Source organism: Staphylococcus sp. GDX8P114P-2 (genome assembly GCF_017892945.1).
Taxonomy (GTDB): Bacteria; Bacillota; Bacilli; order Staphylococcales; family Staphylococcaceae; genus Staphylococcus; species Staphylococcus arlettae.
The window spans coordinates 22,032-38,888 of record NZ_JAESMB010000020.1 but is presented as its reverse complement, the minus strand read 5'-3'; the positions used below and the strand labels follow the sequence as shown (position 1 = coordinate 38,888).

Here is a 16,857-nt window from a genome sequence, read left to right as displayed (position 1 = left end):
TCCTCTAATTCATAATTTCTTTTTGTTTTGCGATAAAGTCATTTTCACTCCATACCGTAGTACCGAATTTTTCCGCTTTCGCTAATTTAGATCCTGCATCATCACCGGCAATAACGACATCTGTTTTTTTAGTTACACTGTTAGTTACTTTGGCACCTTGTAACTCTAGCCATTGTGCAGCTTCATTTCTAGTCATTTGATGTAATTTGCCAGTTAACACAATTGTCTTATCTTTAAAGTCAGGATGTCCTTCTATATTAGTTGTACGGACCCCTTTAAAATCCATATTAACATGTTTTTCTTTTAATTTATTAATGAGTGCACGAATATCTTCGTTATCTAAATACGTTACAACAGATTGCGCTAGCTTGTGACCTACATCATAAATTTCAATAAGTTCTTCTTCCGTAACATCAAATAATTTATCAATCGTACCGTATTTCTCTGCAATCACTTGACTGGCTTTTACACCTAAATGTCTAATACCTAGACCAAACAATAACTGTTCGAGTGAATTTTCTTTTGAGGCTTCAATAGCTGATAATAAGTTACTTACTTTTTTAGTCCCCATTCTCTCTAATGGCAACAAATCTTCCTCAGTTAAATAATAAATATCCGCTACATCTTTAATTTTATTATTTTCATAAAGCTGTTGAATAATTTTTGTACCTAGACCATCAATATTCATAGCTTGGCGAGATACAAAATGTATTAGTCCTTCAACTAATTGTGCCTGACACTTAGGATTTATGCACCTTAACGCAACTTCTCCTTCAATACGGACTAATTCGTGATTACAGCTAGGACAATGTGTCGGCATATGATATGTTTCAACACCTTCAGGACGCCTTTCGACAATACTGTATACGACCTCTGGTATAATATCGCCTGCTTTTTTGATTACTACGCTATCACCAATTCGAATATCTTTTTCATGAATTAAATCTTCGTTATGTAATGAAGCTCTTGATACTGTTGTGCCAGCGACTCTAACTGGCTCTAAAATCGCCGTTGGTGTTACTACTCCTGTACGTCCAATACTCAATTCAATATCATGTAATTGAGTAACTACTTCTTCAGCAGGAAACTTATATGCAATTGCCCACCGTGGTGATTTTTGTGTATATCCCATTTCTTCTTGTTGTTCAATATCGTTCACTTTAATGACTATGCCATCAATATCGTAAGACAGTGATTCACGTTGCTCAGTCCAATAAGATATAAATTCCAATACTTCGTCAATAGTTCCAACTTTTTTACGCTTTTGATTCGTTTTAAAACCAAGTTCATCTAATTCATCTAAAGCGCCACTTTGTGTAGTTGCATCAAATTCCGTAAAATTATTTACACTATATAAAAACACACTGAGCTTTCTTTTGGCAGCTAAACGTGCATCCAATTGTCTTAGTGAGCCTGCTGCAGCATTTCGAGGGTTAGCAAATGGCTGTTCATCGTTTTGAGCCTTCTCTTCATTTAATTTTAAAAATGAGGATCTAGGCATATATGCTTCACCGCGAACTTCAAATGTAAGTGGCTTCTTGATTTTTAATGGAATGGCATGAATGGTTTTTAAATTCTCTGTAATATCTTCACCCGTTGTGCCATCGCCACGAGTTAGACCTTTTACAAATACACCATTTTCATATTTTAATGACACTGCTAACCCATCAATTTTCAATTCACACATATACTCTACTGTGCCTATTTGGTCATGTATTCGCTGGTCAAATTTCCTTAAATCTTCTTCATTAAAAGCATTTCCCAAACTTAACATAGGGGTATCGTGTTTTACTTTTTCAAACGTTGATTGTGCAGTTCCTCCCACCCTAACGGTCGGAGAATCTGCAGTTTTCATTTCAGGATGTGCTGCTTCTATATCAATCAACTCGTGTAACAACTTATCATATTCACTATCTGGTACTGAAGGTTGATCTTTTACATAGTATTCATAACTATATTGATTCAATAATTGTCGTAACGTTTCAACACGTTGTTCAATTTGTTGACTCATGAAGTTATTCCCCCTTCTTCTCAATAGGTGCGAATTGCGCTAATAATCTTTTAGGACCTTCGGATTTAAATATAATGTCTAATTCAACTGAACCATTTTTCTCAGTTACATTACTAACCATGCCTTCTCCCCAAGACTTATGCGTCACTTTGTCACCTACATGCCATTCATTTGTGCTTACCTGTTTTTTAGAAGGACGAACACTTTTACTAAATCCTCGTTTTTCAGGTTTTTTAGTTGCAGTATTAATTTTATGACTTTGTGCAGACGTTCTTGAAGTGTTATTTAATAATTCTTCTGGGATTTCTCTTAAGAAACGAGAAGGTAAGTTTGACTGTGATCGTCCAAACAACATTCTAGACGTTGCATGGGTAATAAATAATTGTTCTTCTGCACGAGTAATCGCTACATAACAAATTCTGCGCTCTTCTTCCATTTCGTGCTCATCATCACTTTTAATTGCTCTAATGTGTGGAAAGATAGATTCTTCCATTCCCATTATAAAGACTATTGGGAATTCTAAACCTTTCGCAGAGTGCATTGTCATTAAAGTAACACCATCTTCAATTTGCGCTTCATCAATATCAGCTACTAATGATAAATCAGTTAAAAAATTAATTAACGATTGTTCTTCTAAAGGGGTGTTTTTTTCATAATCTTTAGGAACTGACATAAATTCATCGATGTTTTCTAAGCGACTACGAGATTCAAGTGTTTGTTCTTTTTCTAACATCATTCTATACCCTGATTTTTGTAAAATTTCTTCTACAATTTCACTTATTTCTAAAAATTCTTGTTCTTTAATGAGGTTCTGCATTAATTCATAAAAAGTAATACATTCTTGAGTTACTTTTTTGGATAAGCCGATAAAATCGACTTCACCTAATGCATCAAACATACTAATGTCATTTTGACGTGCATAATTAGCAATTTTATCTACTGAGGATGGACCGATACCTCTTTTAGGTACATTAATAATGCGTTGTAAACTAATATCATCATTACTATTGGCTACAATACGTAAATAACTTAATAAGTCTTTAATTTCTTTACGGTCATAGAACTTTTGACCGCCTACCATCGTATATGGAATGTTCGATTTCATAAATGTTTCTTCAAGCACACGTGATTGCGCATTTGTACGATACAATATCGCCATGTCTTTGTACTTTTTATTCTTTTTTTGCTGTTTCATTATTTCACGTACAACATATTCCGCTTCATCACGTTCAGTTGTCGCTTCATAGTATTGAATTTTTTCACCTTCAGTGTTGCCAGTCCATAGACCCTTAGGTTTACGCTCAGAGTTGTTTTTTATTACTTCATTCGCAGCTGTTAAGATGGTTTTAGTTGAACGATAATTTTGTTCTAAAAATATTGTTGTTGCTTGTGGGTAATCTTCTTCGAAAGATAGAATGTTTTGGATATCAGCACCACGCCATCCATAAATAGATTGATCTGAGTCCCCTACAACACATAAGTTTTCAAATTTACTCGCTAATTGTTGTACTAAAGTATACTGTGCTTTATTAGTATCTTGATACTCATCCACATGTATATATTGAAATTTATTTTGATAATATTCTAATACTTCTGGAACACGTTCAAACAATTTAATTGTTGTCATGATTAAGTCATCAAAATCCAACGCTTCATTACGTGACAATTGACGTTGATAACCACTGTAAACAGTTGCGACCATTTGTGAATGATAGTCTGTTGCTTCATTTTGTGCATCTTCAGGTGTTTTTAATTCGTTTTTTAAATTGCTAATAGCTCCAATAAACATGCGTGGTTCGAATTTTTTACTATCAATATTTTCTTGTTTTAACACATCTTTAATTACTGACTTTTGATCAGTAGGATCAATAATTGTAAAATTGCATTCTATACCAAGTCTATCAATATCTCTACGTAATATACGTACACACATCGAGTGAAACGTTGACATCCATATCACTTCAGCTTGTTCCCCGACAAGTGATTCCACACGCTCTTTCATCTCTCTGGCAGCCTTATTAGTAAATGTAATTGCTAAAATGTTATACGGTGATACATCCTTCTCATCTAATAAATAAGCAATTCGGTGTGTTAACACACGTGTTTTTCCTGAACCTGCACCTGCCATGATTAATAATGGACCTTCTGTGGTTCTCACCGCTAAACTTTGTTCATCATTCATTTTCTCTACTAACGAATTCATTTATGTAACTCCTTTATTTTCACTGTTTTTAACGCTTTTTTTATGTCTTGATAGATGATGTCTCCAACTATAATTGTATCTGCATACGTTGCCATTTCAGTTGCAGTATCTAAATCAACTATCCCACCACCATAAAACAACTGAGTTTCAGTAAGCATTTCTGCGGCACTGCGTACAATCTCGACATCTCCATATTGTCCACTATATTCTAAATACATGATTGGTAATTTATACATGTTGTTAATCATTTGTGCATACGCTTCAACATCTTCAATTGTTAAATCCGTAGTTGCTTGTGTTTTTCGAGCCACTTTACTGTCTGAATTTAACACCACATATCCTTCAAAAACCATTTCATTAAAATCAATCATATGTCCATAGGTTTTTAACGCTTCATGTAATATCCCATTATGATATGTGACATCGTTACTATTTAGCACTGTCGGCACAAAATAAAAGTCAAAACCAGGCATTACACTTTCTATATTAGAAATTTCTAATACTAAAGGTAATGGGTAACGCCTAACGCGACTCATTAAATGAATAACATTATCTTCAGTAACATTATCAGTACCACCAATTATTATAGCATCTGTATTGGACTCACAAATGGACTCTAAGTCCGCATCACTTATATCTTTTGCTGGGTCTAATTTAAAAATATGTTGCCATTCTTTAATGTTATACATTGCATGTTACTCCTTCTTATAGCATACATCTGATTATAGCATTTTTATGATTTGAGTTCTAAAATTGCAACAAAAAATCACCTTAAATTTTAAGATGATTTTGTAGCTGCATTTAATAAAAAACCGTCGTTAAATGCCATATTATTTTAAATTATAATATTTTTCTAAGCTAGTCTGCTCTTCATGTATTGTATGAGCTAAACTGTCACCCACATATCTTAAATGCCACGGTTCATATTCATACCCTGTCCAATCTTCTTCCCCTTTAGGATAACGTATAATAAATCCATATTGTTTAGCATGCTTTGCTAGCCAGCGCCCTTCTTTAGAGTGACCAAATTCTTTCTTAAAATTGGATAAAGGGGCATCTGTTCCAACATCAAAAGCAAGTCCTGTTTGATGTTCAGAATGACCAGGTTTCGCAGTATAATCATATGCTTTCTGTCGGCCATCTTGTTTAATCGCTTGCTTGATGAGTTTTTGTTGTTCTTCGTAGCTTCTAAAACCGCTTCTATATTTTAAATCAATTTCTTCTTTTTCAGCTTGTGCTAACAATTTATTTAACTGACGACGTGCATGTTTACTTTCACCTGGGTTATAAGTTTCCGGCAAACTATATTGTTCATTAACTAAAACGTGTCCATTTACTTTAGTTACTCCGTCTTCAGTTGTTAAGATTGGCAATGCATTTTCTGGCTTAACATAAGCAGTATATTGATTACTCTTATTACTACTAACAGTAATAAATAATTGCACAATAAACACTGTGAAACTAACTATCAAAATAACTAACACGAGACTAAAAGTTTTTTTCTTCACTTATTATCCCCCTTGCACGATCTAGTTCATTTATGCTTTTTATTCAGCTACAGATTATATTATGACACTACAAAAAGAGTCAACATTTCGTTGTTGACTCTTTGAGGTTGCATTAGTAACTGTCTGTATACTATTAAAGTGACCAAACAGAAACATCTTCACATAATTCAGTTATACTAATCTGCAGTTTCAATATTCATTCTATCTAAAATCATAGTGTAGGCGTCATTGCCCCATTGTAATGATCGTTTTACTCTTGAAATTGTCGCTGTCGATGCGCCGGATTCTTGTTCAATCGTAGCATAAGTAAATCCTTGTTTAATCATTTTTGCCACTTGTAATCTTTGAGACAATGATTGCAACTCGTTAACTGTGCATAAATCATCAAAAAATTGATAACATTCTTCGCGTGTTTCAAGCGTTAATATTGCATCAAATAATTCGTCTAACGCTTGTCCTCTTAATTTTTCAATTTGCATATAAAACAACCCCTGTACATTTCAATTTAATCTCATTTTAACGTACTAACGCATTAAAATGTAGTAATTTCCCTTAAAAAATTGAAATTCTTTATAAGACGCTGTAATCACGCTATTTTAAACTAATCCTGCACGTTCAAAAATTGTATCAACTTGGTTTAAATGATGTTCCGGATTAAAACACTCATCAAGTTCTTCAGTAGATAAAAGTGACGTGATTGTATCATCTTGTTCAACTAATGTTCTAAATGGTGTTTTCGTTTCCCATGATTCCATAGCTTTAGGTTGAACTTTATCATAGGCTTCTTCACGTACCATACCTTTATTTATCAACGATAATAGCACACGTTGTGAGAAAATTAAACCGTACGTTTTATCTATATTTGCTTTCATATTATCTTCATAAATTGTCAGACGATCTACGATATTAGTAAATCTATTTAAAGCATAATCTAATGCAATCGTTACATCTGGTAACATAATACGTTCTGCAGAAGAATGTGAAATATCTCTTTCGTGCCATAATGGGATATTTTCATATGCTGTAGTAATGTAGCCTCTAATAACACGAGATAAACCTGTAATATTTTCAGAACCGATTGGGTTACGTTTGTGTGGCATTGCTGATGAACCTTTCTGACCTTTTGCAAATGCTTCTTCCACTTCACGTGTTTCAGTTTTTTGTAAATTACGAATTTCTACTGCAAATTTTTCCATTGAACTTGCTATTAATGCTAGTGTAGCAATATAATATGCATGTCTATCACGTTGTAACGTTTGTGTTGAAACTGGTGCTGCACCAATGCCAAGACGTTCACAAACATGTGCTTCAATTTCTGGTGGAATATTCGCAAAAGTACCAACTGCACCACTCATTTTACCGACTTCAATTTCTTCTCTTACACGCTTAAATCTTTCAAGATTACGTTGCATTTCTGTATACCACAATGCCATTTTCACGCCGAATGTTGTCGGTTCAGCATGTACGCCGTGTGTACGACCCATCATTAAAGTATATTTATAGTCTTTTGCTTTACGTGCTAAAACTTCAATAAAACGTTCTAAATCTTGTTCGATGATATCATTTGCTTGTTTGATGACATAACTTAATGCAGTATCTACTACATCTGTAGATGTTAAACCATAGTGTACCCATTTACGTTCTTCACCAAGTGTTTCAGAAACTTGTCTTGTAAAAGCAACAACATCGTGACGTGTCTCTTGTTCTATTTCTTGTGCACGTTCAACATTTACTTGTGCATTGTCACGAATTTTTTTAACATCTTCTTCTGGTATATGACCTAGTTTACTCCAAGCTTCACAAGCTAAAATTTCAACCTCTAACCAAGCCTCATAACGATTTTGGTCTGTCCAAATATTTGACATCTCTTCTCTTGAATAACGTTCTATCATTTCATTAAACTCCTATCATCTATAAGATTTTATGTAACAAACTCCAAAACATGTACATTATCAAAATGTTTTCGTATAAAGTTCGTGTTTAGTACCTTCAACTATAGTTTAACAGAATCAACTTAAAAAGTATAAGGTTTTTAAGTGTACATTTAAAAACAAAATGGTTGAGTAGCTTTTCTATAACTTTAACTCAACCATTGCTTAATTATTCTATTTTTTTACCTACAAATTCGATGTTTTGCTTTAATACTTCTACACTGCCATCTTTATTTTCTTTGTAGACAGGTTTTTCTATACGTTTAACAGGCATATAGCCTGCTTCTCTTATACGTTGCAAACATTGTTCTATTGTTTCATGTTCTTCAACTGTAAATTTTTGTTGTTTTTTCATATACTTTCCACTTCATCTGTATCATATTGTTTAAGTTTTTTAGTTTTAAGACCTTTAGCCCAAAAACCACCGTGAATCGTTCTTGGTTCATAAGCTACAATAAAGGCTTTGTCATCAATTTGTTTAATGGTCTCTATTAACTTAAATTCAAATCTTCGTGGTGTTAATATTTGCATAATCAGTCTATTACCATCACGACCATATGCAGTATAGTGTGTAACACCATAACCTAAATCTCTTAATTGTTTTGGTAAATCTAATTCATATGCAGATGATGTAACGTTAATAACTGTATAACCTAACGCTAATTTTTCTTCTATTTTCATACCTACAATAATACCGATAGAGAAACCAAAGGCATAAGCAACAATATTTTGTATTTGATCTAGACTAGACATCACTAGTCCTAAACCAACAACGTAAACAAGTACTTCGACAAAACTTACTATTGCCGCGACATATCGATAGCCTTTTAACGTTAATATCGTTCGCATTGTTAGACATGTTACATACGCTACGTTAATTATAAATATCGCTAATGCCATGAGCCACGGATTTGATGCAATAACTGACATGACTTACTCCTTCTTTCAATACTTTAAATCTAAATTAGTGTATCAGTAGCATTAAAATTTGTCACTATAAAATTGTGGGTTTTTAGGCCAACTATAACGTGTATAGGCTAATTCCCTTTTATGTGCATTGTTGATATAGTGATTTTCAATTATATTTTGGGCTTCATCTGGCACTTTTTTGTTTTCTAAATAATCATCGATGTGTTCATACGTAACACCTAATGCCGCTTCATCTGGTAATTGTGGTTTGTCGTCTTCTAAATCAGCGGTAGGGATTTTATTGTAGAGATGTTCAGGTGTATTTAAATAGACTAATAATTGCTTTCCTTGTCTTTTATTCAAACCAAATATAGGTGCTATATCTGCTGCTCCATCACCATATTTAGTATAAAATCCTGTGACATTCTCTGCAGAATGATCAGTTCCTACAACAATGCCTGATTGATTTGAAGCTATAGAAAACTGTACTTTCATTCGTTCACGTGCTTTTTCGTTTCCTTTTTGAAAATCTGTTAACTGAATGCCGGCCTCTTCTAATGACGCAATACTTTGATCAACAGCCGGTTTAATATTTACTGTTACGATTTCATCAGGTGCTATAAACTTCAAAGCATCTTCAACTTCAGCAGCATCTTGTTGTTGCCCATATGGTAATTTTACAGCTATAAATTTACATTCTCTGTTTTCATTTCTTAACTCTTCTACAGCTATTTGTACTAATTTTCCAGTTAAGGTTGAATCTTGTCCACCAGAAATCCCTAATACAAGTGATTTAATGAATCCATGTGATTGTACGTAATTTTTAATAAATTGAATGATATTTCGTGTTTCCAGTTCACTATCAATTTCTGGCTTCACTTTCATTTCGTTGACGACAATATCTTGTAAATTACTCATTTTCTTCCTCCATCTCCTTCACATGTTCTGCAACTTCAAATATACGTTTATGTTTATTTTCCCAACATGCAGTGCTTAAATCTACAGGATATTCTTGTGGATTTAAATAACGTTTATTTTCTTCCCATAGATGAGATAAACAATCTTTCAAATAGAGCTGTGCTTCTCTTTCTGTAGGTACATCATAAACCAACTTCCCGTTTTCAAAAATATCATGATGTAAATCTTTAGCAACAAAGGACTTTATAAATTTCATTTTGTACGTATGAACAGGATGGAATAATTTCAACGGTGATTCTGCATTAGGATCTTCATGAGACAAGGTAATATAATCACCTTCAGCTTTATTCGTCTTTTTATTAATAATACGGTACACATTCTTTTTACCCGGTGTGGTTACTTTTTCAGCATTATTTGATAATTTGATACGATCTACGTAATTACCATCTGCATCTTCTATAGCCACTAATTTATATACAGCACCTAAGGCAGGTTGATCATAACCAGTAATTAATTTCGTCCCTACTCCCCACGAATCAACTTTAGCACCTTGTGATTTTAAACTTGTTATCGTTTGTTCATCTAGGTCGTTAGAGACTATGATTTTAGCATCTGTAAAGCCAGCTTCATCTAACATTCTACGTGCTTCTTTTGATAAATATGCTATATCACCAGAATCCAATCGGATACCTACAAAATTAATTTGATCACCTAATTCTTTTGCAACTTTGATTGCATTTGGTACCCCTGATTTTAAAGTGTGGAACGTATCCACTAAAAATACGCAGTCTTTATGGCGTTCAGCATACTTTTTAAAAGCAATATATTCGTCTCCGTATGTTTGCACCATTGCATGTGCATGTGTTCCTGACACTGGAATATCAAATAATTTTCCTGAACGTACGTTACTTGTTGAATTAAAGCCACCAATATATGCAGCACGAGCTCCCCAAACTGCTGCATCTGCTTCCTGTGCTCTGCGCGTACCAAATTCCATTAATACATCATCATTTGCAACTTGACGAATACGACTTGCTTTAGTCGCAATCAAAGTATGGAAATTAACTATATTCAAGAGCATTGTTTCTATTAATTGCGCTTGAATCAATGGCGCTTCTACTCGCATTAATGGTTCATTACCAAAACATAATTCTCCCTCTTGCATTGAACGGATGTTACCAGTAAATTTAAGTTCTTGTAAATATGCTAAAAAATCTTCTTGGTAGCCTATAGATTTTAAGTATTCAATATCAGACTCGGAAAATTTAAAATTTTTAATATATTCTATAGCTCGTTTTAAACCATTGAATACTGCATATCCACTATTAAAAGGCATACTTCTAAAATACAAATCAAACACTGCTTTACGTTCATGAATACCATCATGCCAATATGTTTCTGCCATATTTATTTGGTATAAATCATTATGTAATGTAAGCGTATCATCCTCAAATTGCTGCACAGATTATCTCTCCAATCAACCTTTTTTCTTAGTTTATCATAAATCATTGATATATAGCATTTTTAAAATTTGTGTGTTTTATGACCATTCAATCGACAAATTAGTGACATTTTTTAATTTATCTCAATACCTTTTAGCAAAATCAATTATACTTAATTTTGAGGTGTTAAAAAATGTTAACAGAAGCCAAGAATTTTATTACTCAGATGTACTCAGAGTTAAATTATGATAATCAAAGCTTAAACGAACGTTTAACAGCAATCTCCGCAGAAATAACTGACACAGGCTCCTATACACATACGTATGAGGAATTAAGTTACGGCGCAAAAATGGCTTGGCGTAATTCTAACCGTTGTATTGGACGTTTTTTCTGGAATACTTTGACAGTTCAAGATGCTAGAGATGTCGATGATGAAGACACTTTTATCGCTTCTATCAATCATCATATTAATGAAGCTACAAATAACGGTAAAATCAAACCTTTTATTACAATCTATCATCCTGAGCACCCACCTAAAATTTTCAACAATCAACTTATTCGCTATGCTGGTTACGATGATTATGGTGATCCAGCAGAAAAGCAAGTGACCGCTTTAGCTCAGCAATTGGGATGGCAAGGCAATAATACAAATTTTGATGTCTTACCTCTAATTTATGCAATGCCAAATCAACCAGTAACTTATTATGAATATCCGTCTGAAATTATTAAAGAAGTTGCAATAACTCATGATCAGTATCCGAAACTCAAGTCATTAGCATTAAAATGGTATGCAGTACCTATCATTTCAAACATGGATTTGAAGATTGGTGGAATTACGTATCCAACTGCACCATTCAACGGCTGGTATATGGTTAATGAAATTGCAGTCCGTAATTTTACTGATAGTTATCGCTATAATTTATTAGAATCTGTTGCAGAAGCGCTTGAATTTGATACACTTAAAAATAATTCGTTCAATAAAGATCGTACTTTAGTCGAATTGAATCACGCAGTATATCATTCATTTAAGCAAGCTGGTGTATCTATTGTGGATCATCATACTGCTTCTAAACAATTCTCCTTGTTTGAACAAAACGAATATCAAAACAAGCGAGATGTAACTGGAAAATGGTCATGGCTAGTGCCGTCATTATCGCCTACATTAGTATCAAACTATCACCATGGCTATCCAAACATTATGAATGATCCAAATTTTCATTATAAGCAGCAAGAAAAACGGGGCTGTCCGTTCCACTAAAGTATGCATAAAGTTAAGGAGATCAAACTATGAAATTATATTATTTAGGGCCTAAAGGGACATTTTCATATTTAGCAGCTCTACAATACAAATCAGAACAAGAAATGACTTATATTCCTAAAACAAACCTCTATGAAGTTGTAAATGCTGTCTCTCTCGATAGTAATAGCGTCGCAGTAGTTCCTATTGAAAATTCAATTGAAGGTACTATTAATATAGTTGCCGATGCACTGACACAACAAAACATTTATGCCCAAGGTGAAATTCACTTAGACATTCAATTCGCATTATACGGTGACCAAGAGAGCTCTGTTACAAATATCGAAAAGGTTTATTCCATAGCGCCAGCTATTAGTCAAACGAGTCAATTTATTCAAAAACAGGGCTATCAATACGATTATGTGGATAGTACTGTCAAAAGTTTAGAAAAAATCACTCCTACCGTAGGAGCGATTGCTCCTTTAGGCAGTGGCGAAGCACATGGATATTCACCATTAATGCAAAATATCCAAGATTACCCACATAACGTTACACGCTTTTTAGTCGTAAGTAACCAAGCACAACATACAACTAATGCTTCAGATACCATATTATTAATAACTCCAAAGCATGATAAGCCTGGTTTATTAGCTAGCATCTTAAATACTTTTGCTCTATTTGACATCAACTTATCGTGGATCGAATCAAGACCTTTAAAAACACAACTAGGTATGTATCACTTCTTCGTTCAAGCTGATAGTTCGATGAATGAAAATTTAAACAAAGTGATTACCATATTAAACACTTTAGATTTCCATACTAAACTTATCGGTTCTTTCAATAAAATCAATTAAACAAAGAGTCCAGTACATAAAAAGCTCTGACTAAAAAATAAACGTCAATTTCTATTGATACGATATAGAAATTGACGTTTTATTAGTTTTATAAAATATTCACATCTATAATTCTTTATTACTATTTGTTGGTTTTCGAAGAGCCCTATTTTGACTAATAAAATATAATTTGTATCGGTTTTGTAACGTGCTGACGCCCGCGGAAAGCGTGCACAAAAAAACTGCCAACAAAGTCGGAAGCTTTATCGACAGTCTAAGAGGACAAATCCATGTTTAGGATTAATCCTCTTATTTTCTGTTGCTTAATGCTATTACTAGCTAAATATAATAATATTTCTAAACTTTTGTACTATGCATTACTATTAATCTTTTAGTGGCATTGGTTGCGTGAGATCTACACCAAGCACATATGGCATCACAAAATACACTACTAAAATAATAATTAATGCACTGATTAAATTGACCCAAAAACCTACGGATGCCATTCTTTTAATTGATATCTTTCCAGTACCAAAGACAATCGCATTCGGTGGTGTTCCTACAGGTAACATATAAGCACAGTTCGCTGCCATTGCTGCAGGTACCATTAACAATAATGGGTTAACTTCAACCGCTACCGACAACGTAGCTAATATAGGTAATATCATCGTTGCTGTTGCAGTATTAGAAGTAATTTCAGTTAAGAATAGTACAAACAATGTTATTACGATAACGATAATGAGTGGACTCACTCCTTGGATTAACTTCAACTGATCACCTAACCATGCAGCTAAACCACTTGAGGCAATACCTTTTGCGAGTGCTAAACCACCACCAAATAGTATTAATACGCCCCAAGGTAAGTCCTTTGCCACATTCCAATCAATGATACGTTTATGTTGTTCTTTATTTTTAGCAGGAATTAGGAATAATAACACCGCAATAAAAATCGCAATCGTACCATCAGCAATCTCTGAAGTTACAGACCAATTTTTTAATAAAAACTCTCTCGTAATCCATAAAAAACTCGCCAACATAAACACAATTTGCACAACTTTTTCTTCGTACTTCATTTTCCCTAGCTCATCTAACTTTTGTTTAATAATTTCATGTCCGCCAGGTAATTCTTTCATATCATGTTTGAAAGCTAAATTTTTTAAATAAAACCATGCAATAAATAATAATATAAAAACTGTTGGCACTCCAATAATCATCCATTTAGCAAAACTAATTTCTTCACCAAATGCAGATTGATACTGCCCCTTTAAAATGATTAATGGCGGTGTTCCTATAAGTGTACCTAAACCACCTATAGTACCTGCATATCCAATTGCTAATACTAAAGATTGCTCAAATTTATTTAAACTCTCTGTACTCGTTTTACTACTTTTTAGTTCATGCGCTTCTTTAATAATAGCTAAACCAATTGGTATCATAATCATCACTGCTGCGGTGTTAGATACAAACATGGATAAAAAACCAGTTGCTATCATAAAACCTAATAAAATTCGTCCCGTACTTGTTCCTAGATAATTAATGATATTTAATGCTACACGAGTATGTAAATTCCAACGCTCCATAGCTATCGCCAATATAAAACCACCTAAAAACAAGAAGATAATATCATTACCATATTGTGCTGACACTTCTTCAGGTGATAAGACATGACCCAGAGGTAGTAAAATTAACGGCAACAAACTCGTTGCTGCTATTGGAATTGCTTCAGTAATCCACCATACAGCAATCCATAGCGTAATACCTAACACAAAAGTACCTTGTGTAGATAATGAGTCTGAATGGAAAAATAGTAGTGTTAGCACAAATAATAACGGCCCTACTATTAAGCCAACTAATTGCCCCGTATTATAAGACTGATTTTTATCCTTTTTTGAAAAGAACGTTAAATAATACGAGGATCTCACATTACTAGTATTATTTTGTTTCATTTTATAATCCCCCTTGTTATTATCTGAATATTCTCAATAATAACAATTGGATTGTATCACATTATAACCTACTTATATATATAAATTCTAAAAACATTTTTATAATTTATGCTTTTACTTAATAACATTTATTGTTTTTAATTTGACCTTATCATATTGTGTTAATATTAAATGCTCAATATCCTCAAGATGTAATGATTGTGAATCATGGGTGAAGTTATTGTTAGCAATGACAACATTAGAATGTCTTATGTTATCGTAACTTCTAATATGCACTGCATCATACGCCATTTGACCTTCAAAACGATTGCGATAAATGTTTAAGTTATTTCCAGCCTGTGTTTTACTCATCCGTCCTTGTAAGTCTTGGGCATGTATATTGCCTTCCTTAACAGCTAGATAGCGAATCCCACCTGCACACTGTTGAAATAAATTATCATAAATATAAATGTTGTATGATTTTAACGGGGTTAATGCATAATAGTGCATGTTATTGAAAGTATTACGTCTAATATGAATATTTGTATAGTATTGGTCAAAACGACTTGCATGCGAACCAATAGCACGATTCCACGCTTTCATGCCTGGCGTGTCAGACGAACCAAAATAACAATTTTCAATAATCATATTTTGCGTCGTAGTTCCATCTGTTGCTCCAAATTTCGGAAAAGCACCTTTCACTTGCATATCAATTTGCACCGCTTCAGAAAATTGGCGTTTATTTTTAGGGTCATTAAACCCTAAAAAGTTGCATTTATTAATATGCACACCATTTAAGCCGCATGCATCAATACAATGCCCTCCTACCACGTCTTTAAATGTCACTTCTTCAATTAAAATTTCACGTGCGTGTCCTATACATAGCGCTGTATTATAATACGGGTACTGTATACCATTCATATCTAGGACACCACCACGAATAGTAATATGACTGTTGCCATTATATCCATAATACACTCGAGGTTTTTTCCCATTTTTAATTAAAGCATCTCTGCCACATCGTTTTAACACACATTGGTTATCCATTATAACTGTAGTATTGCCATAGATGACCAATGCTTTTCTTATATGATATTCACCTTTAGGTATGAACACTGTAGTATGGGGATATTTTTTAGCGACGTTTAATGCTTGTTGAATCGCTCGTGTGTCTTTACGTTTATTGCGTCCCACTAAGCCAAAATCTTGTGCGTTTATTTGCATAATTTTTTCCTTTCCACTATGTGTGTTGATAGTTAGTAATTAACAAAATATAAAATATTTAAACTCGATTAATTTGCTTTTTTAAGTTATGCTAACACATATACTTTTGGTATAACTTATTAATAAAGTTGGAGTGTGGAGAGATTTATGAAAAATAGTGCCTTAATTGTTGTAGATTATTCTAATGATTTTGTTGCTGACAATGGGAAACTTACATGTGGAAAACCTGGACAAAGGATTGAATCTTACATCGTACGACGTATCGATGATTACAATAGTCATAAATGCCCTATTTTTTTTATGATGGATTTGCATCACGAAGACGATTATAACCATCCAGAAAACAAACTCTTCCCCCCACATAACATATTGGGAACGTCAGGAAGACAATTATATGGTAAAGTCAATGATATTTATCAAAACATTCAATACAATGATCATGTCCATTTTATTGATAAAACACGTTATGATTCTTTTTGTGGCACACCATTAGAGTTACTGTTACGCGAACGTGGTGTTAAACGTTTAGAAATCGTTGGCGTATGTACTGACATTTGTGTATTACATACTGCAATTTCAGCATATAATTTAGGTTACAAAATAGCAATTTCAGCACGAGGTGTAGCTTCATTCAACCAAACAGGTCATAGTTGGGCTTTAGAACATTTTAAAAATTCGTTAGGTGCTGAAGTAGAACATCAAGCATAAATCATGCT

At 33.5% G+C, this 16,857-nt stretch carries 15 protein-coding genes; 3 read left to right on the top strand and 12 right to left on the bottom strand.

Annotation, left to right across the window (positions count from 1 at the left end; genetic code table 11):
- Nucleotides 1–4: 4 nt before the first annotated feature.
- From ligA to KA845_RS11730, 10 genes are all read right to left on the bottom strand, one after another.
- Nucleotides 5–2,011 carry an NAD-dependent DNA ligase LigA gene (ligA, locus tag KA845_RS11775; RefSeq protein ID WP_210128120.1) on the bottom strand — a complete coding sequence of 669 codons (2,007 nt, stop codon included), beginning with the start codon at nt 2,009–2,011 and terminating at the stop codon, nt 5–7.
- Nucleotides 2,012–2,015: 4 nt separating this feature from the next.
- Nucleotides 2,016–4,214, bottom strand: a complete 2,199-nt coding sequence (gene pcrA, locus KA845_RS11770) for a DNA helicase PcrA (RefSeq protein ID WP_210128119.1) — start codon at nt 4,212–4,214, stop codon at nt 2,016–2,018.
- A complete protein-coding gene (gene pcrB, locus KA845_RS11765; protein ID WP_002509161.1) occupies nt 4,211–4,903 on the bottom strand; it encodes a heptaprenylglyceryl phosphate synthase in 693 nt (230 codons plus the stop codon). The genes pcrA and pcrB overlap by 4 nt, the downstream gene beginning before the upstream one ends.
- A gap of 141 nt (nt 4,904–5,044) precedes the next feature.
- Nucleotides 5,045–5,722: a M15 family metallopeptidase gene (locus KA845_RS11760; RefSeq protein WP_002509160.1), complete on the bottom strand. Its 678-nt coding sequence runs from the start codon at nt 5,720–5,722 to the stop codon at nt 5,045–5,047.
- Between the two features lie 176 nt (nt 5,723–5,898).
- On the bottom strand, nt 5,899–6,201 hold the full coding sequence (locus KA845_RS11755) for a YerC/YecD family TrpR-related protein (protein WP_002509159.1): 303 nt from the start codon (nt 6,199–6,201) through the stop codon (nt 5,899–5,901).
- Between the two features lie 117 nt (nt 6,202–6,318).
- Nucleotides 6,319–7,614: an adenylosuccinate lyase gene (gene purB / locus KA845_RS11750; RefSeq protein WP_021459038.1), complete on the bottom strand. Its 1,296-nt coding sequence runs from the start codon at nt 7,612–7,614 to the stop codon at nt 6,319–6,321.
- 208 nt (nt 7,615–7,822) lie between these two features.
- The gene (locus KA845_RS11745; RefSeq protein WP_002509157.1) at nt 7,823–8,008 is read right to left on the bottom strand and encodes an NETI motif-containing protein; all 186 of its coding nucleotides are present in this window, start codon (nt 8,006–8,008) and stop codon (nt 7,823–7,825) included.
- The gene (locus tag KA845_RS11740) at nt 8,005–8,583 is read right to left on the bottom strand and encodes a DUF2179 domain-containing protein (protein ID WP_210128117.1); all 579 of its coding nucleotides are present in this window, start codon (nt 8,581–8,583) and stop codon (nt 8,005–8,007) included. The genes KA845_RS11745 and KA845_RS11740 overlap by 4 nt, the downstream gene beginning before the upstream one ends.
- A 51-nt stretch (nt 8,584–8,634) precedes the next feature.
- The gene (gene nadE / locus KA845_RS11735) at nt 8,635–9,480 is read right to left on the bottom strand and encodes an ammonia-dependent NAD(+) synthetase (RefSeq protein WP_002509155.1); all 846 of its coding nucleotides are present in this window, start codon (nt 9,478–9,480) and stop codon (nt 8,635–8,637) included.
- A complete protein-coding gene (locus KA845_RS11730) occupies nt 9,473–10,942 on the bottom strand; it encodes a nicotinate phosphoribosyltransferase (RefSeq protein ID WP_002509154.1) in 1,470 nt (489 codons plus the stop codon). The genes nadE and KA845_RS11730 overlap by 8 nt, the downstream gene beginning before the upstream one ends.
- Before the next feature lie 173 nt (nt 10,943–11,115).
- Here KA845_RS11730 and KA845_RS11725 point away from each other — a divergent pair, with 173 nt between their 5' ends.
- Together KA845_RS11725 and KA845_RS11720 are read left to right on the top strand one after the other, a co-directional pair.
- On the top strand, nt 11,116–12,180 hold the full coding sequence (locus tag KA845_RS11725; RefSeq protein ID WP_002509153.1) for a nitric oxide synthase oxygenase: 1,065 nt from the start codon (nt 11,116–11,118) through the stop codon (nt 12,178–12,180).
- Nucleotides 12,181–12,209: 29 nt separating this feature from the next.
- On the top strand, nt 12,210–13,013 hold the full coding sequence (locus KA845_RS11720) for a prephenate dehydratase (RefSeq protein ID WP_002509152.1): 804 nt from the start codon (nt 12,210–12,212) through the stop codon (nt 13,011–13,013).
- Between the two features lie 362 nt (nt 13,014–13,375).
- On the opposite strand, the gene KA845_RS11715 is transcribed toward KA845_RS11720, so the two are convergent.
- Entirely contained in the window at nt 13,376–14,938 is a 1,563-nt protein-coding gene (locus KA845_RS11715) for an SLC13 family permease (RefSeq protein WP_103388391.1), read from the bottom strand.
- Between the two features lie 114 nt (nt 14,939–15,052).
- Complete coding sequence (locus tag KA845_RS11710) at nt 15,053–16,141, bottom strand: glycosyl hydrolase family 28-related protein (RefSeq protein ID WP_002509150.1); 1,089 nt, start codon at nt 16,139–16,141, stop codon at nt 15,053–15,055.
- Between the two features lie 147 nt (nt 16,142–16,288).
- Here KA845_RS11710 and KA845_RS11705 point away from each other — a divergent pair, with 147 nt between their 5' ends.
- A complete protein-coding gene (locus KA845_RS11705) occupies nt 16,289–16,849 on the top strand; it encodes a cysteine hydrolase family protein (protein ID WP_002509149.1) in 561 nt (186 codons plus the stop codon).
- The last annotated feature ends 8 nt before the right edge of the window (nt 16,850–16,857 follow it).

What these genes read in the sequence shown, in the direction of transcription:
- KA845_RS11725 (WP_002509153.1), top strand. Translation starts at nt 11,116, where the DNA reads ATGTTAACAGAAGCCAAGAATTTTATTACTCAGATGTACTCAGAGTTA.
- KA845_RS11715 (WP_103388391.1), bottom strand. Translation starts at nt 14,938, where the DNA reads ATGAAACAAAATAATACTAGTAATGTGAGATCCTCGTATTATTTAACG.
- ligA (WP_210128120.1), bottom strand. Translation starts at nt 2,011, where the DNA reads ATGAGTCAACAAATTGAACAACGTGTTGAAACGTTACGACAATTATTG.
- KA845_RS11710 (WP_002509150.1), bottom strand. Translation starts at nt 16,141, where the DNA reads ATGCAAATAAACGCACAAGATTTTGGCTTAGTGGGACGCAATAAACGT.
- KA845_RS11740 (WP_210128117.1), bottom strand. Translation starts at nt 8,583, where the DNA reads ATGTCAGTTATTGCATCAAATCCGTGGCTCATGGCATTAGCGATATTT.
- KA845_RS11745 (WP_002509157.1), bottom strand. Translation starts at nt 8,008, where the DNA reads ATGAAAAAACAACAAAAATTTACAGTTGAAGAACATGAAACAATAGAA.
- KA845_RS11720 (WP_002509152.1), top strand. Translation starts at nt 12,210, where the DNA reads ATGAAATTATATTATTTAGGGCCTAAAGGGACATTTTCATATTTAGCA.
- pcrB (WP_002509161.1), bottom strand. Translation starts at nt 4,903, where the DNA reads ATGTATAACATTAAAGAATGGCAACATATTTTTAAATTAGACCCAGCA.
- KA845_RS11755 (WP_002509159.1), bottom strand. Translation starts at nt 6,201, where the DNA reads ATGCAAATTGAAAAATTAAGAGGACAAGCGTTAGACGAATTATTTGAT.
- purB (WP_021459038.1), bottom strand. Translation starts at nt 7,614, where the DNA reads ATGATAGAACGTTATTCAAGAGAAGAGATGTCAAATATTTGGACAGAC.
- nadE (WP_002509155.1), bottom strand. Translation starts at nt 9,480, where the DNA reads ATGAGTAATTTACAAGATATTGTCGTCAACGAAATGAAAGTGAAGCCA.
- KA845_RS11705 (WP_002509149.1), top strand. Translation starts at nt 16,289, where the DNA reads ATGAAAAATAGTGCCTTAATTGTTGTAGATTATTCTAATGATTTTGTT.
- pcrA (WP_210128119.1), bottom strand. Translation starts at nt 4,214, where the DNA reads ATGAATTCGTTAGTAGAGAAAATGAATGATGAACAAAGTTTAGCGGTG.